The 20,378-nt window shown below is 47.8% G+C and carries 19 protein-coding genes and 1 tRNA gene; 3 read left to right on the top strand and 17 right to left on the bottom strand.

Annotated elements, in window-relative coordinates; translation table 11 throughout:
* Positions 1-206: 206 nt before the first annotated feature.
* The 3 genes from merR to ACYQ2N_RS18510 form a co-directional block, all read right to left on the bottom strand.
* Positions 207-596 (bottom strand): mercury resistance transcriptional regulator MerR, encoded by a 390-nt coding sequence (gene merR, locus ACYQ2N_RS18520; protein WP_460001753.1) that lies wholly within the window; start codon positions 594-596, stop codon positions 207-209.
* 685 nt (positions 597-1,281) lie between these two features.
* On the bottom strand, positions 1,282-1,677 hold the full coding sequence (locus ACYQ2N_RS18515) for a secondary thiamine-phosphate synthase enzyme YjbQ (RefSeq protein WP_460000896.1): 396 nt from the start codon (positions 1,675-1,677) through the stop codon (positions 1,282-1,284).
* A gap of 125 nt (positions 1,678-1,802) precedes the next feature.
* The gene (locus tag ACYQ2N_RS18510) at positions 1,803-2,150 is read right to left on the bottom strand and encodes a hypothetical protein (protein ID WP_460000895.1); all 348 of its coding nucleotides are present in this window, start codon (positions 2,148-2,150) and stop codon (positions 1,803-1,805) included.
* A 115-nt stretch (positions 2,151-2,265) separates the two neighbouring features.
* Between ACYQ2N_RS18510 and ACYQ2N_RS18505 the strand changes: the two genes are divergently transcribed.
* From ACYQ2N_RS18505 to ACYQ2N_RS18495, 3 genes are all read left to right on the top strand, one after another.
* Entirely contained in the window at positions 2,266-3,945 is a 1,680-nt protein-coding gene (locus tag ACYQ2N_RS18505) for an IS1634 family transposase (RefSeq protein WP_460000894.1), read from the top strand.
* Between the two features lie 303 nt (positions 3,946-4,248).
* Complete coding sequence (locus tag ACYQ2N_RS18500; protein WP_460000893.1) at positions 4,249-4,725, top strand: type II toxin-antitoxin system VapC family toxin; 477 nt, start codon at positions 4,249-4,251, stop codon at positions 4,723-4,725.
* Position 4,726: 1 nt separating this feature from the next.
* Positions 4,727-4,882 carry a hypothetical protein gene (locus tag ACYQ2N_RS18495; protein ID WP_460000892.1) on the top strand — a complete coding sequence of 52 codons (156 nt, stop codon included), beginning with the start codon at positions 4,727-4,729 and terminating at the stop codon, positions 4,880-4,882.
* Between the two features lie 298 nt (positions 4,883-5,180).
* On the opposite strand, the gene ACYQ2N_RS18490 is transcribed toward ACYQ2N_RS18495, so the two are convergent.
* From ACYQ2N_RS18490 to der, 14 genes are all read right to left on the bottom strand, one after another.
* Positions 5,181-5,257, bottom strand: a tRNA-Pro gene (locus ACYQ2N_RS18490).
* 73 nt (positions 5,258-5,330) lie between these two features.
* Positions 5,331-5,777 carry an ACT domain-containing protein gene (locus ACYQ2N_RS18485; RefSeq protein WP_460000891.1) on the bottom strand — a complete coding sequence of 149 codons (447 nt, stop codon included), beginning with the start codon at positions 5,775-5,777 and terminating at the stop codon, positions 5,331-5,333.
* 97 nt (positions 5,778-5,874) lie between these two features.
* Positions 5,875-6,861 (bottom strand): arsenic resistance protein, encoded by a 987-nt coding sequence (locus ACYQ2N_RS18480; protein ID WP_460000890.1) that lies wholly within the window; start codon positions 6,859-6,861, stop codon positions 5,875-5,877.
* A 263-nt stretch (positions 6,862-7,124) separates the two neighbouring features.
* Positions 7,125-8,711: a cell wall-binding repeat-containing protein gene (locus tag ACYQ2N_RS18475; protein ID WP_460000889.1), complete on the bottom strand. Its 1,587-nt coding sequence runs from the start codon at positions 8,709-8,711 to the stop codon at positions 7,125-7,127.
* A 33-nt stretch (positions 8,712-8,744) separates the two neighbouring features.
* A complete protein-coding gene (locus tag ACYQ2N_RS18470) occupies positions 8,745-9,968 on the bottom strand; it encodes an ABC transporter permease (protein ID WP_460000888.1) in 1,224 nt (407 codons plus the stop codon).
* Positions 9,965-10,693 (bottom strand): ABC transporter ATP-binding protein, encoded by a 729-nt coding sequence (locus ACYQ2N_RS18465; RefSeq protein WP_460000887.1) that lies wholly within the window; start codon positions 10,691-10,693, stop codon positions 9,965-9,967. Before ACYQ2N_RS18465 ends, ACYQ2N_RS18470 begins: the two co-directional genes overlap by 4 nt.
* Positions 10,694-10,732: 39 nt before the next feature.
* A complete protein-coding gene (locus ACYQ2N_RS18460; RefSeq protein WP_460000886.1) occupies positions 10,733-12,313 on the bottom strand; it encodes an efflux RND transporter periplasmic adaptor subunit in 1,581 nt (526 codons plus the stop codon).
* A 95-nt stretch (positions 12,314-12,408) separates the two neighbouring features.
* The gene (locus ACYQ2N_RS18455) at positions 12,409-13,956 is read right to left on the bottom strand and encodes a sensor histidine kinase (RefSeq protein WP_460000885.1); all 1,548 of its coding nucleotides are present in this window, start codon (positions 13,954-13,956) and stop codon (positions 12,409-12,411) included.
* Positions 13,953-14,642, bottom strand: coding sequence for a response regulator transcription factor (locus tag ACYQ2N_RS18450; RefSeq protein ID WP_460000884.1), 690 nt, complete (start codon positions 14,640-14,642; stop codon positions 13,953-13,955). Before ACYQ2N_RS18450 ends, ACYQ2N_RS18455 begins: the two co-directional genes overlap by 4 nt.
* Before the next feature lie 379 nt (positions 14,643-15,021).
* The gene (locus tag ACYQ2N_RS18445; RefSeq protein WP_460000883.1) at positions 15,022-15,393 is read right to left on the bottom strand and encodes a carboxymuconolactone decarboxylase family protein; all 372 of its coding nucleotides are present in this window, start codon (positions 15,391-15,393) and stop codon (positions 15,022-15,024) included.
* Between the two features lie 194 nt (positions 15,394-15,587).
* Positions 15,588-17,072, bottom strand: coding sequence for a stage IV sporulation protein A (spoIVA, locus tag ACYQ2N_RS18440; protein WP_460000882.1), 1,485 nt, complete (start codon positions 17,070-17,072; stop codon positions 15,588-15,590).
* A gap of 305 nt (positions 17,073-17,377) precedes the next feature.
* Entirely contained in the window at positions 17,378-18,403 is a 1,026-nt protein-coding gene (locus tag ACYQ2N_RS18435) for an NAD(P)H-dependent glycerol-3-phosphate dehydrogenase (RefSeq protein ID WP_460000881.1), read from the bottom strand.
* A 12-nt stretch (positions 18,404-18,415) separates the two neighbouring features.
* Positions 18,416-19,006 carry a glycerol-3-phosphate 1-O-acyltransferase PlsY gene (gene plsY, locus ACYQ2N_RS18430; protein WP_460000880.1) on the bottom strand — a complete coding sequence of 197 codons (591 nt, stop codon included), beginning with the start codon at positions 19,004-19,006 and terminating at the stop codon, positions 18,416-18,418.
* Complete coding sequence (gene der, locus ACYQ2N_RS18425) at positions 19,006-20,340, bottom strand: ribosome biogenesis GTPase Der (protein WP_460000879.1); 1,335 nt, start codon at positions 20,338-20,340, stop codon at positions 19,006-19,008. The genes plsY and der overlap by 1 nt, the downstream gene beginning before the upstream one ends.
* Positions 20,341-20,378 lie beyond the last annotated feature (38 nt).

Here is a 20,378-nt window from a genome sequence, read left to right as displayed (position 1 = left end):
CAAACACTCCTTCCATTACCTACAACCCCCGGCGAAACAGACTATTCTTTACATGAATGGTCACATATTTTCTGAAACACCGTAATTGACATTTCCCAAAGCCTGTTTAATCTTATCCATGTTGACCTTGCTGCGGCCAAGTGCTGTTTCCGCAGTCAAGAGACATATGTCTTTTTCAAGTATGAAACATGCTATATATTAGATTCTTAATCCTGTAAGCTTTCGATTATTGGACAATGTTCAATTGCCCATTCGTCACAGCATTTGCTCGATAAATCTTGAAGAACGTTTTTGATGTTTTGCAGGTCACGTATTTTTTGCTCTATTTCTTTTATCTTTTGGGATGTAAATTCACGAACTTCCCGACAACCATAACTTCCGCTCTCAGCCATAGTAAGTAGTTTCTTAATTTCCGAAAGAGTGAAACCTAAATCCTGAGAGCGTTTTATAAACCTAATACGCTCGACCATTTCCGGAGTGAAAACTCGATAACCCGATTTTGTCCGTAACTGTTCCGGGATTAAACCTAATTTTTCGTAATATCTAATTGTATCAATATTTACCCCAGCGTTTTTAGCTAGTTCACCTCTTGTCATTCCTTCCACTTGTTCACCATCCATGTCCATTATAAAGTCTGTAGTTAAGTACAGTGTCAATAGCGTTATTTTAACCTCTTTTGTAGTTAGCTAACAACTAATGAGTGAAAAAAAGCCAAAGCGTGAGATCTACTGTAATAATAACAGACCCCAAAGATTGTCTCTCCAAGTCTGTCCCAGCATTTAATTCATTGGTAAGCTTTATGCTTTTTTCGTCTTAAATGGATCTCGATCGTTATTGACGCGTGAGCCACATTTGACTTGCAAAGTTTCATTTCCAAAATACAAGGTTAAATGGGCAGCCGCCCATTACTTAAAAGGCCGGCATCCGCCGGCCAAGTTAATACCCGTTAACGTCCGGGCTTAATAAGAGAAGCGGAGCTTGACCCTAGAGCGGTACCAAACGCGGCCGGCATGACCGACGGCGCGGCATTACCCAGCTGCCTGAGAGACGAAGCCGACTCCGAGGGCGGGGCCCAGACCCTGAAGCCGCTTCCATGAGGCTCTACCGGCTGACCTAACGTCTTGACCCGGAAGCCAACCGGTATGACCAGCCGGGTAAGGGGCGAAACCCTATTCGGAGCGGGCGGAGGCCCCTGACCCTCGGAGCAAGGGCAATCTGCCGGCCAGGCGGATCCCACAACTTTGCGGCTTAGGTCCTGGCCGGCTGTCTGCCCAACTTGCACTAGACTATTTTCACATAACAAGTGCGTGTACGGGGACCGTCAAATTCACAAAAGTAGATACCTTGCCAGCGGCCAAGCAACAATTTCCCATTATGAATAATGAGAGTTTGGGATGCCCCTACCGTGCTTGCTTTCAAGTGAGCAGCAGAATTTCCCTCAAGGTGCCGGTCTTCGGGATCATCTCGAGGGTAAATCTTATCAAACCGCCGCAGGATATCTTTTTGGACATCCGGGTCCGCATTTTCATTGATGGTGATCCCAGCAGTAGTATGGGATGAGTAAACTACGGCCAGTCCGTCTTGAACATTTTCCCGGGACAGAATTTCCTGAACTTGTACTGTTATGTCTAGCATTTCGTCCCGGCTCTTGGTCTGTAACTGGATCTGATGAATCATAGTTAAGCTCCTGTTTTAGAGATTGATTCCACTTAAAAAATGCCTCAACTTTTTCAGTTCTTCTTTAGTCGGAGTCATAGTCCCATGAGTTTTAGTTAATAAGCAAAATGAATTATCTTCTACAATTAAAACAAATACAATATATAGCTATATACAGAAGCCGCAATCATAAATATAACCAGTATTGGCAATGTACTTTTTACTAAATCAAACATCGAGGTTTGAAACTCTTCTGTTACTATGGCTAAACATATGTGTGTCGGGGAAATTTGCATTGCAATATAACTTAAGCTCATTAAGAAAATGAGTAAGGCTACTCCAACTGTTGGAATAGCAGCAAATGCCAGTGGTAAACTCAATGCAATCATGGCCGTTGCTCCCGCTATAATGGAACCAAAGAAAAATATGAATGAAAAGATCACTACTACTGGAACAGGTAAGGTTGCGAACTGCTCAGGCAGTCTCCCTATCACGCCTGTGTCTCACATTCCGCAAGTTAAATTTTGGGAAAAGTTATTTTATTCCATTTAAAGGATTTCAGCTATTTCGTGTCGAATGTTATCTCTAAATTTTCATGAAGGTAACATTATGACGAATTCATTCGCTGATATCCGCACCATACGAGCATCAAGTGTTCCCGTCGCTGCGGCCCTGTGCCGTACGGCAAAAATCGCTCAGACGGTAAACCAAATGGTTCACTGGAAAGAAGCTAATTCAAAGATTTCTCCCGGTTTGCTCATTGAAACCTTGGTGATTTGCATTCTTTGTGGCCGCAAACCCCTGTGGAAGATTGAACAATTCTGGGCCCAACAAGACTTGCCAAGTTTATTCGCTGATGTTGAACTCAGTGTTGAACAACTTAATGATGATGCTTACGGCCACGCCTTGGATAAGCTTGCCGAGGTATCGATGGAACAATTGGTCAGTACGGTTTCCCTATCCTTGCTCCAGGCATACTCCCTTGGCATAAATGTTGTTCATTTTGATACGACATCAAAGTCCGTCCAGGGGGCGTACACCGGTCAGGCCCATGATGAATTTGAGATTAATCACGGGTTTAGTATGGATCTGCGCCCCGATCTGAAGCAGTTCAAACTTGGTGCCGCTGTTCAGGAACATGGATTAGTCATAATGGGTGAATTATTAGCCGGCAATAAAGCTGACGCAGAGTGGAATCCGGATGCTGCTCTCAAGATGCATGAGCTTTTCACCAAGCAAGGATTCAAAGACGTCATCTTTATCGCTGATTGTGCCCTGATTTCTGAGGGCTTAAAGCGCTTAGCCGGACAGGAGGTGCAGTTTATCTCTAGGTTTCCCGAAACCTTTGGCTTAGCCAGGGAATTAAAACAGTTGGCATGGGACCAAGACGATTGGCAGGAAATCGGGATGCTAGCGAGTAGTAATGCCAACCAGGCAGCTCGCTATCGGGTATTTCCGGTACAAAGAAAACTGGATGATCGAGAATACAACTTCCTGGTCGTTCACTCTAGCATGCTGGAAGCCAGCAAGGAGAAAACCTTGATTAAGAGGATAAGCAAACAGAAAGAAGAATTGGAACGCAAGGCGAAAAACCTAACTTCCACAGCTTTTGCCTGTGAACCGGATGCCCAGAGCGCTCTCCAAGCTTTTGCCAAAGAGGTTGCTAAGCTAGGCTACTCATTTTCTGGAACAGTGGAGTGCCAGACTGTCACAACCTATGCACATAAGGGGCGTCCGAAGAAAGGTGAACAACCGATTGAGACGGTTAGTTACCGAGTTAACTGCACAATAGGAGACTTGAATCCTGATCTTTTTGAACGGCTGCGCCAATTGGAATCAACCTTCGTGCTCATTTACTCCATACGGGATCAACAGAAATATACTCCGGCAGCCATTTTAGCTGAATACAAGCGTCAAATCTCGATCGAAACGAAGTTTCGGTTTTTGAAAAGTCCGGTGTACCTAGGGCCGGTTTTTCTAAAGAGTAAGAAACGAATCCATGCGCTGGGATATGTGTTTATTTTGGTGCTCATGTTGGCATCTTACCTTGAGTATCGGGTACGGCAGAGTCTTAAGGAACGAAATGAATTTGTCCAGTTACCGGGAAATAAGAAGACTGACACTCCATCAATAGCAACAATTCTGGAGGTGCTAGCCACAATAGAAGTTGTCGTTGTGCAAGGGCAACGATATTTCCCGAGCAATTTGAATCGCCAGGCTTTGGACATGGTGCAGTGGGCAGGTTTTGACCCATCAATTTACCTAAAGCCTGCTGAAAGCATCCAGTAAGACATTGTAAGGATTTACCATGTCTTTAATTAAAATGAGTGAATCTGAACTCGCGGAACAAGAGACATAACTGCAAAGCTTTCACATTTTAAATTTGTCATTTCACGCTAATCCTCCACTAACTTGATTATATCACCTCTCTCGGACAAATTGTTGAACAACTAATTAATGTTCCCTATACAACCAGCGTTGTCATGCAAACATATGCCCACATTGAAAAAGCGCTCTACTATGAATAAATATTTATTAATCCTTACTTTTCCGGTATAATATGGTTAGAGGGTAAAGAATGGGGACAACCGTATGAAGAAGTTCAAAATATACCTTGATACATCGGTAATCAGTCACCTGCAAGCGGATGATGTGCCGGAGAAAATGGCAATCACCCGTAAGTTTTGGGATGATCTGAAAGACGGAAAATATGATGTCTTTATTTCTGAGGTAACCAAGGCTGAAATAGCAGATTGTCCTGAGCCTAAAAAAGTTTTGCTGGAAAACCATTTAAAAGAATTATCTTACCAAACGATTGAGCTATCTGAAGAAATAACTGAATTAGCACAGCGATATTTAACACAAGGGGTGTTGCCACCAAAATGTATGGATGATTCTATACATGTGGCTACTGCTACGGTTATTGGATGCAATGCGATTGTATCTTGGAATTTCAAGCACATGCTGAAATTACGTGCTTTTATTGGTGTTAATGGAGTAAACCGAATGCTAGGTTATGGTGAAGTTGCTTTAGTACCCCCTTATGAGCTTCTAGAGGAGGACGATTGATATGTATAAAGAATCAAAAGAAATGAAAATGATACGTGATGTGCGTGACAAACATTATGAGGAAACAAAAGGAATGAATAGTAAACAGCTATTAAATTTCTATAAACAAAGAGCAGAAAGATTCAATAACTATGTAAAAGAATCAAAGAAAGTTTGAGGCTGTCACTGGAAGCGGCTTCTTTGATTTGGGTTTTATAAAACCCTGCTTTTTCCCCCAGGAGCAACTGGCAGCCAAAGATAGCTCATGAGGATATTCTACGACTGGAAACACGTATGCCCATGTTATGACAGAAATAAAAAAGCAAGCTGCACAGAATTAAAACAGCTTGCTGACAAAAAAAACTTCTCCGAAAGGAGAAGCTATACGGGAATCACTATCTTTCTTAAATTGCATTACAAATTGCACTACAACGGCTTTTTCTGATTATGAAAGAGGCTGAAAGCCTTGATATTACTGGTCGGAGCGACACGACTTGAACGTGCGGCCTCTACCACCCCAAGGTAGCGCTCTACCAAGCTGAGCTACGCCCCGACATTAGTTAGAACAAAATGTTTTTTTAGAAGGACTTTTATAAAATACCACAATTACTCGCTAATTGCAAGTGCTAACTCTGTCCGACGACTTCAATCTTGCGCACGCCGTCTAACGCCCCCAGCCCTCCTAAAAGGTTCTCCGGCGTATCATCCATCCCTGCCGTCTCGATTGAGATGGAAACAGCAGCGATCCCTTGCAAGGGAATCCCCTGATTGATTGTCAGGATGTTCCCTTTCAATGAGGCAACAAAGTTCAAGACATGAGATAATATTCCGGCTCTGTTCTCTAAGATCAGGGAGACGGTAATGATTTTTTCGCGGCTGGCTTCATAAAACGGAAAAACCCCGTCTTTATATTTGTAGTAGGCGCTGCGGCTAAGCCCGACACTTTCGACGGCATCATTGACCGTTGCCACGTCCCCTTTGGCCAAAAGCTCTTTAGCCCGAGCGGTCTTGAGAATAGCCTCGGGTAAAATATCCTTACTGACAATTAAGAAATCTTTGCGCCGAATTACCACACCATACGCTCCTAATTCGAATCAAACCTCATCAAGTTAGCTTTAATTATAAACAATCTACGGCCCCTTAGCAATTCTTGTTAAAATTAAAGACTGACTAAACGGCCTTCGGACTGACTGCCTGAGCGCGGCGGGCGACAATGAACTTCGAGTAAAGGGATGAGAACGGAACTTGCACGAAGAAGGCCAGTGCTACTAAGAATACGACCATGCTTCCTTCATGCCCGCTGCCGAGAAGCGGTACTGCAATGCCCAAGGCCAAAGCGAGGTAGCGGACTGAGGTGCCGTAAACCACGGCAATTCCGACCGGATAGTCCATGCCGCGGCTGAGCAACGTGCTGGTGCCAAACATCAGGACGTAGTAGAAAAGCAGAGGTATGATCCCTTTAACCACCAGCAGCGGATTAGAGATCAACATTTCATTAGTGTTCAGAGACATAATCAAGAAGAGCACGAACAAAAGCCCGGTCGAGCTGAGGCCTGAGAACATTGGTTTAAGACCCTTATAGTACGGCTGCCCTTTGCGCTTGATAATCAAGCGCCGGGTGATATCCCCCAACACCAAGGGAATGGCAATAACAAAGAGCACGCGCATCAGGATAAAGAGCGGGCCGGCGCTTAAAAGTCCTCCGGCAAATACCGGCAGCATAAACGGCAAGGCTACAATAACAACAACTAAGCTGGTGGCAATAATAGATAGGGCAACTTTAAGATTCCCCTTAGCAAGCTCGGTCCAGGTCGCTGTCATACCGCTGGTCGGGATCAGAGAAATAAGGATTAGGCCTAAAGCCATGTACGGCTCGTTTGCCAGGAAAATCTTGCCTAGGATATAGGCATAGAGCGGCGATAAGATAAAATTAATAATCAGGCTGGTGATGACCGGCTTCTTGTAGTTTTTAATTTCCACCACATCGCCGATCTTAAGGTTAATAAACATCGGATAAATCATTAAAAATGAAGCCGAGGCGCAAATTACGATGTTAAAAGGAATTCCGCCAAAGAAATAGCTGTTGGCAACGCCCAGAATCATGACCGTAAAAATAAGCTTAGTCAGGTTTTTGCTCACGAACTTCAGAATAGGCATTTTTTCGCTTTCCCCCTTTATATTTATAATCAGTGTATACCCTGTACCCCCTATAGGTATAATCATGCTCAAATTATACCATTGAATACAGCAGATGCAAGAGGAAAAACTGACAGAAATGCTTGAAATTATTAATAAATGCTATTCGGAAAATAAAAGCTGCCGCCTGTCATTCCTGGCAGCGGCAGCTTTCACAAACTCCCTGCGATCATATCAACTGGGTTAAAAATTTAGTTTTTTCCTCTTAGCTCTAAACCCCCACATTAATGACTAAGCAGCTTTTGCAGTTGTTGTTCGAGGTCATTACTGATAGCCGAAGTATTTCCAATGATGTTCGAGGTTGAGATATACCCTTTATTGTACAGCAGAAACGTACGAATCGTTGTGGGAAGGTTCTTGGGAGGAAGAGCTACTGTGAAACCTCCCGTCTTTGCAGCCAGAGCCGCAGTTGGCAAGGCATCTGCAAACGGTTTGCCGCCGCCGACATCCGCAGCTGTCACTAAGGCGGAAGTAAAATAGAGCGGGCTCTGGGGAGACTGAGTATTAAAATACTCTTGAAAAATCAGTTGTTCCGTCTCATAGCGATCCTGTCCGCCCAGGCGCCTGACGGTATAAGTCTGGCTGAGTGTATCCTCTACACTCTGGCTGACCACCCCAGTCCCGCCCAGAATGACCACTTCCGTAGGTTTTAACGCGGTGAGCCTTTCCTGGGCTGCGGGGGACAAGGCATCTCCTGCGCTCAACAGAATCGGATCTCCCTTAGCCGCCGCAAACGCGCTGGCTGCCAAAGCATCGGGTTCGGCATAGGCGTTCGCAAGAAAAACCGTTCCCGGTGAACCAACCCAAGAGGCGACCTGGGCAGCCGTCTCAGTGCGATCGGCACCGGAAATCCGTATAACCCTAAGGTCCCGAGCTGCCAGGCTTTTCTCCACATCTTCTGACAGAGCCCCGGTCCCGCCGATAATCAGGACGGTTCTGGCCCCAAGCGTGCTAATCTCGTCCATAACCCTGGAGTCCAACGAGCCTGTCGGAGTCATTAGGATAGGGGCATCGAATTTCTTGGACAGTGGCACGGCCACCATGGCATCCGCAACCAGATCATCCCTGGTGATTATTACGGTATTGGTACTTGTCCAGCCCTTGCGTGCGATCTCAACTGAAAGCGCCACATTATCTGCAGCATTGCTGCCAATGCGGCCACCGCTCTTGTATGCGGGTTCAACCGCCAGAGTTAACACCACATGTCCGCCATAGAGTATGTTTACATTTCCCATCTTAGATGGAGTCATCCAAAAGTTAAATGTACCATCGTAGAGTGTAGTATATGGAGCAGAATTGCCCCCCACTTCCGTTCCGTCAACTGTAACTGACTTCCTTCCCAAGGGATTCCCGTCCGGGTCAGTTAGCTTGACCGTGACCATTTGCTTGGAGTTTAGGACTAAGGATCCTGTCGCAGAAACACTGGCGTTAACGACCGTAATCGTCCCGCTCGCGTAGCCACCGTTCGAATCGGATAAGACTAGGCTGTAGCTCCCGGTCTTATCCAGGATGACATTGGATACGGTGTAATTGCCACTGGAACCGCCAATCGAATAATAAGTCACTTTGCCATTCGCATCTGAAATATAGGCTGTGACACTTCCGGAAAAGAGAGCATTTGAGTTATCGTATAATGTAACATGAATCTGATTGGTATCCCCCACGATCAGGGTCTGGTCGGACGTGGATTGAAAGACAAGGTAGCTCAGTGGGGGCGGAGTTACGGCCAAAACAAACTGGGGACTTAGCAGCAATGCCATAATTAGTGTGGAAATAAACAAAGTCATAATTCTCTTTTTCTTATAATTCACCGGGAAAATCTCCTCTCTTTTGTAATCTCTTTCTTACTCATACCTTAAAGCATCGATCGGATCCATCCCGGCGGCTTTCCTGGCCGGAAACACGCCGAACACGATTCCAATGGCCGCCGAGAAGGCAAAGGCCATTAGGACTGAAGAGGCTGAGACACTTGCCGCCATGTTGAGCATTTTTCCGATGAGGGTGGAGCCGCCCCAACCAAGTATTATTCCTATCCCCCCTCCCAGAATGCTCAAGACTACTGCTTCAATCAGAAACTGCATTAATATATCACGGCCCTTGGCACCGATGGCTTTGCGGATGCCTATTTCCCGTGTGCGCTCAGTCACGGACACGAGCATGATATTCATAATCCCGATCCCACCAACCAAAAGGGAAATAGCGGCAATCCCTCCCAAAAGCATGGTCATGGTTTGGGTAACACCCTGCATAGTCTGGAGAACCTCAGCCTGATTCATGATGGAAAAATCATCCGGCTGCCCAGCCTGAATCTTGTGCGCCTGTCTTAAGGCCATCGCAACTTCATCCTGAGCAGTCTGCATCATATCCGCAGACGCAGCCTCAATAAAAATCTGGCGCACATACTTATTTCCGATCAAGCGGGCTTGTGCCGTCGTTATCGGGACGAAAATCATATCATCATTGTTCTGGAAGCCGGACGATCCCTGGCTGGCTGTGACCCCAATCACTTGAAAGGGCACATTCTTCAGTTTGATAATCTTGCCCACGATATCTGCATCCGGGGAGCCCATGAGATTTTGAACCACTGTGGGGCCGAGCACGGCTACCCTTGCGTACTGATCCACATCTGCTTGAGTTAAAAATCTCCCCCGTTCCGTACTGACGCTGCGAATCGCGGCATAATCTGCGGTCGTCCCCGTCACAGTGGTGGAAGTGTTGCCCGAACCGTATACTACCTGCACACTCTGTCCTGCCGAAGGCGCAACTGCCTTTACTGCCGAACCCATTGCGGCTTCTATTTTGGGAATATCGTCCATTGTCAAACTATTAGCGCTGCCCGCTCCTCCCCTTACACCCCCGCTACTCGCTTGGCCGGGGGAGACGATCAGGAGATTGGAACCCAGTCCCTGGATCTGGGAAGTGATTTGGGCGGTTGCTCCGTTGGCGATGCCAACCATGGCTATGACCGCACTGACCCCGATGATAATTCCCAGCATTGTTAAAATTGAGCGCAGTTTATTGGCGCGTAAAGCCCGCAAGGACACGCGTACAGATTCAAGGAAATTCACGATACCGCCCCTTTCTCTACCTGTTCCTGAGGCTGAGCCACCCGCGGATTAATGACTTCCTCATCCCCGACGATTTCCCCGTCCCGGAAGCGCACAATCCGCCTTGTGTATTGGGCGATGTCCGGTTCGTGCGTGACGATCAAAATCGTGTTACCAGTGGCATGAAGTTCTTGAAAAATTGCCATGACTTCCTCACTTGAGCGGGTATCCAGGTTGCCGGTGGGTTCATCAGCCAGAATGATAGCCGGCTTGGTCACTAAAGCCCGGGCAATGGCTACCCGTTGCTGCTGCCCACCTGAAAGTTCTTTGGGCTTATGGTTGACCCTATCCCCCAGACCCACGGCTTCGAGAGCCTCAATCGCCTTTTGCTTTCTCTCCTTGCCCCCGACACCCGCGTACAGAAGCGGCAGTTCTACATTTTCCAGGGCAGTGGTCCTGGGCAAGAGATTGAAGCCCTGAAACACGAAACCGATTTTACGGTTGCGAATGTCAGCCAGCTCATTGTTAGAAGCCCGGGCCACATTCACTCCGTCCAAAATGTATTCTCCATCGCTTGGAGTATCGAGGCAGCCAAGAATGTTCATCATTGTGGATTTTCCGGAACCGGAAGGGCCCATGATAGAAACAAACTCCCCCGCTCCTACTTCAAGATTAACCCCGCGCAGGGCTGCGACCTCGATCTCCCCGGTGGCATAGATCTTTTTAATCCCTTTTAGTCCGATCAAATTCCGTTCCTCCTTCCGCCTCAAACCTTCAGCAGTTTGTTACCTTCCCTGAATGGCCCGGTTTAACTGCCCCATATTGTTCTGACCACCGGCGGCACCGGATCCAGGGAACCCGGAAGCCGGGCTGTTGTTGGTGGTGGTTGCGGAACGAACCCCGATAATAATTTCTTGTCCGTCAGTCAAGCCGTTTTTCACTTCTACGTTCGTCCCATCGTCCAACCCGATCTCCACCGGGACAAGATGAGCGTCTATTCCTGAAGGAATTGCAGCTGCGCCTGCACCTGATCTGGATTGATTCTGTTGGCCCTGGGTTCCTGAAGTTTGGCCGCTGCCCCTGTTGGAATTCCCAGCGGTGCTTCCCGCCCCCGCCCCATTCGGCGCTGCTCCCGGTACTAAGACCATGGTGCGCTCTCCCATCCTTCTGACCGCTTCGCTGGGGATGGTGAGAACATTTTTCGCTTCGGCCAGGACAATGCCAACATTGACATTCATGCCTGCCCGCAGGAGATCTGAAGTCTGATCAAGCTGAATTTCAGCTTTATAGGTTGTGACATTTTGAGTGCTCGTACCCTGCAAATCGATGGAAGTCACCGTACCGCTGATATGCATGTTGGGAGTAGAATCAAGCGTAATGTCAGCCTTTTGTCCGATTTTTATTTGGGCAATATCCGCCTGATCAATCACCACATCCACCTGAAAATTTCCGGAGTCTGCGGCCAGCGTCATGATCGTGGTTTTATCCACATTTTGATTGTTTTCCACACTGACAGAAGTTATCACTCCATCAGCAGGAGCCTTGATGATGGCATTATCCAAATTGGTCCGGGCAGTGGCCAAACTGCTTTGTGCCTGGGCGACACTGGCTTGAGCCGACAAAAGATCAGCAGACGGTTTTCCCTCATTATACTCGTTTACCTGTTCCTGAGCTTCCCTAAGCTTTGCCTGGGCCGCGTTATACTGGGCTTCAGCAGCAGCCAAAGCCTGAGCGGCCCCTCCGTTTAGAGCGCTTTCCGCTATGGTTAAGTCTTGTTGAGCCTGGGTGAGCTTGCCCTGAGCTCCCTGAATTTGGGCAGCATCCCCAGCCTGTTGAGCAGCAGCCAAGTCATTTCCGGCCTGAGCAAGTTTCTGTTTGGCCATATTTACCTGGTTGTTCAAATAGGCCGGATCCGAATTTTGCCTAGTTGTCGCGAGGTTCTGGGTAGCCTGACTCAAATTCTGCTGAGCTGTGGCCAAAGTGGAATAGACAGAGGAGTCTGCAGATCCAAGCGTCTGTTTTAATTTAGCCTGAGCAATAGCCAAATTGGCTTGGGCTTGGGTAACACTCAATTGCAGGCTGTCCGTTTCTAATTGCGCCAAGACCTGTCCTTGCGTAACCCTGTCTCCTACTTTGGCATTAAGAACAACCAGTTTTCCTCCTTGTTGAAATGACAGGGGAATTAACTGTGGATACTTGACAGCACCGGTAGCGCTAATCACCTTCTGCACGTCTCCGTAACGGGCTTTGCCAGGAATAGCGGAAGCGGTCGCCGGTTTGGCTGTCAACTTACTGTAAGCCCAGAAGCCGCCGCTCACAATAACTACTGCGGTCATACCCAAGATGATCCACTTTTTTCTCTTCATGTCCAATCTCCTCTTTCTTATAATCATATCCAGAGTCTCTTTTCACTATGGCCTATATTTAACTTTTTGCCACTTTCACTCGCAGCAAAGTGGCCTTAATAGCTTGCAGCAGCAGAATTGCCGGTCTGCTTCACAGGAAGGTAAACCGTAAAACACGCTCCTTCCCCAAACTTGCTCACAACCTCGATCCTGCCCTGATGGGCCTGCACAAACTCCTTAGCAATCGCTAGGCCAAGGCCTGTTCCACCTGTTTCTCTCCCCCGTGCCCGGTCTACCCGGTAAAAACGGTCAAAAATGTGGGCCAGCTCTTCTTCCGGAATTCCAACCCCCGTATCCTGGATGCTCACTTTCACCCATTCCTTATTATCCGCACGCATCAGCCCAAACTCCTTGTCAGGTCTGTCTTGCTCCAGATTTTTCTTGCCGCTGCGGCGGGTCAGTATGTCTCTGACATTAACTCCCGGCCTGGGTATAATCCCCGGCAAGGCAAGGGCTGTTTCTGTACGGACACTGACGGTGAGCCGCCCTCCAGGGGGAGTATGCAGCAAGGCATTCCCGATAAGGTTGACAAACACCTGAGTCAAGCGGTCAGCATCAGCTTCCACAGTGTAAGTCTGGTCAGGACTTGCTGTAACAAAAATTTCTTCAATCTGGCGCGTCTCGAATTCAATGGCGAACTGTTCCAATATCTTGCCCAAAAGGCTTGTAATATCAACGGTAAAAAGATGGAGCGGCAATTTCCCCGCTTCTGCCAGGCTTAATTGCTGCAAATCCTGAACCAAGCGGGTTAATCTTATGGTTTCATCCTGAATGGGCAGCAGGGTTTCGGGGCTCATCACCAAAACTCCGTCCTGGAGGGACTCAAGCTTGCCGTAAATAACCGCTAGCGGAGTTCGCAGCTCGTGGGCAATGTCGGCCACCATGTTGCGCCTTACTTCCTCATTACGGGCTAGTTGCTCTGTCATTTGATTGAAGGCATGGCTTAACATTGCGATATCATCTTTGCCCTTAATCTTGAGCCTTGTGCTTAAGTCTCCTTTTCCCACTTTCTTTACTGCCTCAGTCAAATTGCGCAAGGGTCCCGTGAAGCGGCTTGTCAGGATAATGCCCAGTATTAGGGCCAGAATCGTGGTCAGAACAAGCCCGACGATTAAAGAGTTAATGATCGTTTTGCCCACTGACCTGGCTAATCTGCTCTGGCCCACGACCAGCTTGTCGTCCAGCCAGAAATAGCCCACTGTTTGCTCCCCGATCTTTACTTCAGACAAGTGGCCGGACAGCCTGGAAGCCTGGGGCAATTCCGTTAAACTTTTACCCACGTCACTCGACCGGGAACTCGCTACAATTTTCCGCTCCGCATCAAAGACGTAGAGCCTGTCGCTGTCGCGCTCAACCGTTAGTTCGCGGCGGTTGGAATCCTCCATCAACCTCAAGACGTAATTCTGAACCCCGTCCCAGCTTTTATGTTCTGTATAATAAGACGAAAGCAAGCTGTTCCATTGTTGATTAAACCCTTGCTGCACGTAATTCACGGCATGTCCCAAAAGAAAATTTAGTGACGTCAGGGAAATAACCGCAAACACTAATGACATGAACACAACCATGCTGATCAGGGCAATTAAGAATTTGCGTTTTAACGTCACCGCACTTCACCAAACCTATACCCAACCCCAAACACAGTCTGAATGTAAATAGGCTCGGCAGGGTTGTCCTCGATTTTTTTACGCAGGTTGGATATATGCGTGTCAATGGAGCGTTCATAATTGAGATACTCTTCCCCCATAGCCCTGCTCAAAAGCTGCAAGCGGCTGTAGGCCGTGCCCGGACGGGAAGCGAGCACCTGCAGAATCTTAAACTCGGTAGGAGTTAACTGCAACTCTTCACCCCTTTTCCAGGTTCGGTGGCTTACAGGGTCAATATTCAGCTCTCCGCGCACCAAATTCTGAGGAGCATCCATCCTTTCCACTCCTGAACGGCGCAGCGCGCTGCGGATACGGGCCAACATTTCCCGCAAGCTAAAAGGCTTAACAATATAGTCATCAGCCCCAACCTCAAGACCCAGCACGCGGTCCACTTCCTCAGACTTAGCTGTAAGCATAATAATGGGAATCGAACTGGTCTTACGCAAAGTCTTGCAAATTTCCAACCCGCTCATATCCGGCAACATCCAATCAAGCACGATTAAGTCCGGAGCATCCGCATCGATCAGGCGCATCGCTTCAAGCCCGCCGGACGCCGTCACGACACGAAAACCCTCGCGCCCTAAATAATCGCGAACGAGCGACTGTATTTCAGGTTCATCGTCTACCAGAAGTATTTTTGGTTCCATGTCTGATACCTACTTTCATCATGCAATTAACACTATTATAACGTTCAAATATGTAAACATTCTGAGGAAGTTTATAAGATTTTGTTAAGAACAATTTTTGAGGTTAGAAAAAAATTAATTTGAGACAAACACTTAAGTTTCATACCCAATAAAACGGCCAATATTTAAGCATGAAAATGGTCATAAAACACAAAAAAAATCCGCATGAACACTGGGTTTTTGGTATAATTAAGTGAAACCAGACCAACCAAAAACGAGGTGTTATCACGCGGAAACCTGTCAAAGAAAGTACCCTAATAGAACAAATCGAATAGCGTTCCATATTTAATCTGAGCAAAGCATAAGCGCCTGAGAAATCTTCTTCTCAGGCGCTCTCTTGTTAAGGTTTGATCAGCATTCCATTGTTGAAGTGATTCATGGAACCCACCAAGTCTATAACAGCGAGAATTTCCACCATTTGCTTATCAGTAAAGCCTGCTTCCCGCAGTTGCTTACCGTACATAGTAATACACATTTCGCAATTGTTGAGGGTCGACACCGCAAAAGCTATGGCAAGCTTCGTCTTCATATCCAGAACATCCGAACCAAGAACAGTCTCCATCTTATGCATAACCATTTTTAAATATTCAGGATGGTTCGCCATCACACGCATGGGAATAGGCACTTCTCCATGTTTCTGCTTGAGTTTGGCAAAAATCTCTTGAATTTCCGGACTTACATCCTCTTCAGATAATACTTTAACATTAGGCATTAATTTCCCTCCTTATGTTCATGACAAAATACCATTACTTAGTAGGGGTATTTATGTTTCAAATTATAACATTTTATTGCTAAGATGCAATCAAATTGCGCTCTAATCCTATTACAATTATTTATTTTAGCAATATAAAAACAAAAACACTGCTCTAAAGCAGTGTTGAGAGGAGGACAAACGTTGGTTGTGTATTAGATTATGATACAAATAAGCCCGCCGTTGCCGTCATTGACAATCCGCTGCAGGGTGTCCTGAAGCTTGCGCTGGGCGTTCTCAGGCATGCGGTAGAGTTTGTTCTGGATACCTTCGCGCACCAAATCATGGAGAGATTTCCCGAAGATATTTGATTCCCATACCTTTTTCGGATCGCTCTCAAACTCATCCAGAATATAGCGCACGAGTTCCTCGGCTTGTTTTTCCGTCCCGATCAAGGGAGTGATCTCGGTTGTCACATCAGCGCGTAAGATATGGAGGGAAGGAGCGCTGGCCTTAAGTTTGATTCCGTAATGGCCGCCTTGTTTTACGAGTTCCGGCTCTTCCAGGAACATTTCTTCAAGCAGTGGAGTTACCACGCCGTAGCCATTGGTCTGGACTTCATCAATCGCCGCAGAAATTTTGTCCCATTCCCGTTTAGCTTTGCTGTAGTCAATAACCATGCGCATTAAATTGTGCTCCCCATCAATGTCCACACCCGTCAGTTCCTGCAGGACTTTCTTGAATAAGCCATCAACAGCCGTCATCTCGATATTGGCAATCCCTGTTCCCAGGTTCATTTCCTTTAGAACTACATCTTGGACGTGCGGGCATTCAGCCAAAGCGTCTAAAGAACGATCGATATCCCGCAGCTTTTGAATCCCTTCCACAGCCTGACGCACTGTCTCTTCAAAGCTGGCGCGTACAAGGTGGATGCTGTCTAATTCTTCGACCCACTTCGGCAGTTCAATGTTAACTTCAGCCACCGGGAATTCATAGAGAACCTCTTCTAGAATCTGTATTATGTCTTCCGCTGTCATTTCCAGACAGTCTACCGGAATGACTGGAACCCCGTACTTTTCCTCCAGGGAACGGCAGAGTTCCATCGTATGTTCAGCATAAGGCCTGGTCGTGTTCAGCACAATCACATACGGTTTCCCGAGCTGCTTTAGCTCCGCAATTACCCGTTCTTCCGCATCCAGGTATGCTTCGCGCCCGATCTCCGTGATCGAGCCATCGGTTGTAATCACAATTCCGATGGTAGAATGGTCGTTGATCACTTTGCGCGTCCCGATCTCGGCCGCTTCTTGGAAGGGAATAGATTCCTCATTCCAAGGGGTATTCACCATGCGCGGCTCTTCTCCGTCCTCATCAATATAGCCGAGAGCGCCATCAACAGCATAGCCCACACAGTCTACCAGACGCACACTCATGTGAATTGCGTCCCTGACGATGATTTCCACCGCCTCCGATGGGATGAATTTGGGTTCGGTGGTCATGATAGTCCGGCCTGCCCCACTTTGCGGCAACTCGTCTTTGGCCCGCTCCCGCTCAAAAACATCCATGATATTGGGCAAGACCAGGAGGTCCATGAAACGTTTGATAAAGGTGGACTTCCCTGTGCGGACCGGCCCAACTACTCCGAGGTAGATATCGCCACCGGTACGTTCGGCGATATCTTTAAAAATGTCCACTTTTTCCATTTTCCTATATTCCCTCCCTTTTGAGTGCTGTCCCACAATTGGGGAAGGGCCCCCCCACCTTATCTCCCTTCCACCCCCTAATCAGTTAATGACCATCGGCTGCCTGGACTAGCACATTAAGCAGTATAAATATATTGGTCTCCTTGGGGGAATATGCCAAACAGCAGAAAGAAACTTGTGTACATCCTTGAAAAAAGCATGTATTCTCCAAAACTAATACGCTCTGACCTAGAAAATTATGCTAAAAAAATAAAAAGCCAGGATTTACCTTGGCTTTCTTAAACAAATCTTAGTATGCAATTTTTTTATCGTTGTTCCGTTTTGCTCAGCGTAATCGCTGCCACTTCTTCTAACTCATGCCGTTTGCCGCGCAGCATTAATTCCGACACTGCTCGCCTGAGGTCTGCCCCTTCCTGGATGATTTTGTAGGCCTGCTCAGTAATAGGCATCGGGATATCCTTGGCCTTACCCAGTTCATACGCAACTTTAGTGGTGCGAACCCCTTCTACGACCATACCTACTTCTTCCAGAACCTGGGCTAGCGGCTTGCCCTGACCCAGGGCTACCCCAGCGCGGCGGTTGCGGCTATGTGTGCTCGTACAGGTAACAATAAGATCCCCGATTCCCGCCAAACCCGCAAAAGTCAGGGGATGCCCCCCCATTGCCACCCCGAGGCGGGCAATTTCTGCGAGGCCGCGCGTCATGAGGGCTGCCTTGGTGTTATCCCCAAAACCCAGACCATCAGCCATCCCAGTGCAGAGAGCGATGACATTCTTTAGGGCTCCGCCCAGCTCAACCCCAATCACGTCTGGATTGGTGTACACTCGGAAATTAGGGGTCATGAGCAGATCTTGCACTTTCTCGGCCGTGTCCAGATCCGAGGCAACCACCACCGCCGTCGGCATATCGCGGCCGACTTCTTCTGCATGACTCGGACCAGATAGGACAGCGACAGGGTGCCCAGGTAGTTCCTCTGTAAGCACTTCGGATAGGCGCAGGTGCGACCCTTCTTCCAGTCCTTTGGCTGTGTTTACGATAATGCTGCCTTTCTGCACATAAGCACGGGCCATGCGACCGGCCGCCCGTACACCATGCGAAGGCACAGCGAATATAACCAGTTCCGCTTCTAAAGAGTGTAAATTCGTAGTGAGCTTAAGGGAAGCGGGCAATGTTACTCCCGGCAAATACCTGGAATTCTCCCGGCTCTCTTCCATACCACTAATCTGATTTTGGTCGCGCCCGAGGAGCGCAACCTGATGTCTTGCTTTCGCCAGCATTACGGCCAGGGCCGTACCCCAACTGCCTGCCCCGTAAACAGCAATTCTCGCCATTCTTTACCCCCCTCAGGAAATTTTCTTGTCGCCGAAGCGATGTTCTGTCCCCTTGAGGATACGCTGAAAATTCGTGCGGTGCCGGGCTACAACGACCAAAGCTGCAATGAGGCCAAAGGTCTGGTAGGCAAAGGGTTCCTGCACGATGAAAACTGAAATAGCCACGGTCAAAGCTGCGACCACTGACCCCAAAGAGACATAGCGGGTAAGCACCACCACGAGCACAAACAGTGAAACGGCTACCAACGTGATTTTTGGCATTAAGACAGCTATAATTCCCAAGCCGGAAGCCACACCCTTCCCGCTCGGCTTAAAACCAAAAAACGGATTCCAGCTGTGCCCAGCCATTGCCAAGAGTCCTCCGGCTATGCCGCCCCAGGGGCCAAAAGCAATGTAAGTTACCCACGCTGCCATCGCCCCTTTTAAAGCGTCCCCGATGAGTACTGCTATCCCCACCTTTGCTCCCAAAAGGCGAAAAGCATTGGTGGTGCCAATATTGCCGCTGCCAGCCTTACGCACATCAATTCCATTTAAGCGTCCGGCCACATAGGCAAATGGAATTGCCCCCAGAAAATACGCGACTACAAACAATGCGTACTCCATTACTTTTCCCTCTCCTCATCTCTTTGACGCACAACGATGCGTAAGGGAGAACCTTCAAACCCGAAGCTCTGACGCAACTGGTTTTGTAAATATCTGCGATAAGAAAAATGCATGAGTTCCGGCTCATTGACAAAGAACACGAAGGTCGGTGGTTTCACCCCTACTTGAGTTAAATACAGGATTTTCAAGCGCTGTCCTTTATCGCTGGGAGGCGGGTTCAGGTGCACCCATTCCCGCACCAGGCTGTTTAAGGTAGATGTGGCAATGCGGATGGAATTCTGTTCGGCCACGAAGTCCACTAACTCAATGATCTTAGTTACCCTCTGACCAGTTTTCGCGGAGATGTAAAGAGTGGGGGCATACTGCATAAACCCAAGTTCTTCTCGGATTTGTTTGTCAAATTTGTCCATGGTCTTTTCATCTTTTTCAATTAAATCCCATTTATTAACGATTAATACGATTCCTTTGCCCGCTTCATGAGCATACCCGGCAATTTTCTTGTCCTGCTCAGTGACTCCCTCCTGGGCATCTATCAGCATGAGGATAACATCTGAACGGTCAACCGCCCTTAGGGAGCGCACGACACTATAGTATTCCGTAACTTCTTCGATCCGCCCTTTGCGCCTCATGCCTGCCGTATCAATCAGGACATAGCTTTTATCTTCATATGTAAACGGAGTGTCAATTGCATCCCGCGTAGTTCCGGGAATGTTGCTCACAATGACCCGTTCTTCCCCGATAAGTTTGTTTACAAGGGAGGATTTTCCGACATTCGGCCTGCCGATTACCGCAATCTTGATCACATCAGGTGCATACTCCTCTTCGCCCTCCTCCGGAAAGCGGGAAACTACGGCGTCTAACAAATCCCCTGTATTCATCCCATGGACGGCAGAGATCGGAATAGCCTCCCCTAGACCCAGCTGGAGAAACTCATACAACTCACTCTCAGCCTTGGCGAAATTCTCCACTTTATTAGCCGTGAGCAGCACCGGTTTACGTGAACGGCGCAGGGTCCTGGCAATCATTTCATCATCCGGAGTAAGTTCGGCCTTAGCATCCACTACAAATACAATCACGTCCGCTTCTTCGATCGCCAGTTCGGCCTGCTTCCGTATTTGCGCTGACATGGGCGTAGATTCTTCCCGAAACTCAATCCCGCCGGTATCGATTAAAGTAAATTTCCGTCCTAACCACTCTGCCTCACGATAAAGCCTGTCCCTTGTTACCCCAGGTTTATTTTCCACGATGGCTACCATCCCGCCGGCAATCCGGTTAAAGAGAGTGGATTTGCCGACATTAGGCCGGCCAACAATCGCTACGACCGGTTTACTCACTGATTCCCACCTCCATGTTCGATGTTCGATGTTCGATG

This window comes from Paradesulfitobacterium aromaticivorans, from assembly GCF_054657415.1.
The sequence above is the reverse complement of the archived record's forward strand: the minus strand, read 5'-3'. Positions and strand labels throughout refer to the sequence as shown.

Coding starts and splice junctions, on each gene's coding strand:
- merR (WP_460001753.1), bottom strand. CDS start 596: ATGACAAGAGGTGAACTAGCTAAAAACGCTGGGGTAAATATTGATACA.
- ACYQ2N_RS18515 (WP_460000896.1), bottom strand. CDS start 1,677: ATGATTCATCAGATCCAGTTACAGACCAAGAGCCGGGACGAAATGCTA.
- ACYQ2N_RS18505 (WP_460000894.1), top strand. CDS start 2,266: ATGACGAATTCATTCGCTGATATCCGCACCATACGAGCATCAAGTGTT.
- ACYQ2N_RS18500 (WP_460000893.1), top strand. CDS start 4,249: ATGAAGAAGTTCAAAATATACCTTGATACATCGGTAATCAGTCACCTG.
- ACYQ2N_RS18495 (WP_460000892.1), top strand. CDS start 4,727: ATGTATAAAGAATCAAAAGAAATGAAAATGATACGTGATGTGCGTGAC.
- ACYQ2N_RS18480 (WP_460000890.1), bottom strand. CDS start 6,861: ATGCCTATTCTGAAGTTCGTGAGCAAAAACCTGACTAAGCTTATTTTT.
- ACYQ2N_RS18460 (WP_460000886.1), bottom strand. CDS start 12,313: ATGAAGAGAAAAAAGTGGATCATCTTGGGTATGACCGCAGTAGTTATT.
- ACYQ2N_RS18450 (WP_460000884.1), bottom strand. CDS start 14,642: ATGGAACCAAAAATACTTCTGGTAGACGATGAACCTGAAATACAGTCG.
- ACYQ2N_RS18445 (WP_460000883.1), bottom strand. CDS start 15,393: ATGCCTAATGTTAAAGTATTATCTGAAGAGGATGTAAGTCCGGAAATT.
- spoIVA (WP_460000882.1), bottom strand. CDS start 17,072: ATGGAAAAAGTGGACATTTTTAAAGATATCGCCGAACGTACCGGTGGC.
- ACYQ2N_RS18435 (WP_460000881.1), bottom strand. CDS start 18,403: ATGGCGAGAATTGCTGTTTACGGGGCAGGCAGTTGGGGTACGGCCCTG.
- plsY (WP_460000880.1), bottom strand. CDS start 19,006: ATGGAGTACGCATTGTTTGTAGTCGCGTATTTTCTGGGGGCAATTCCA.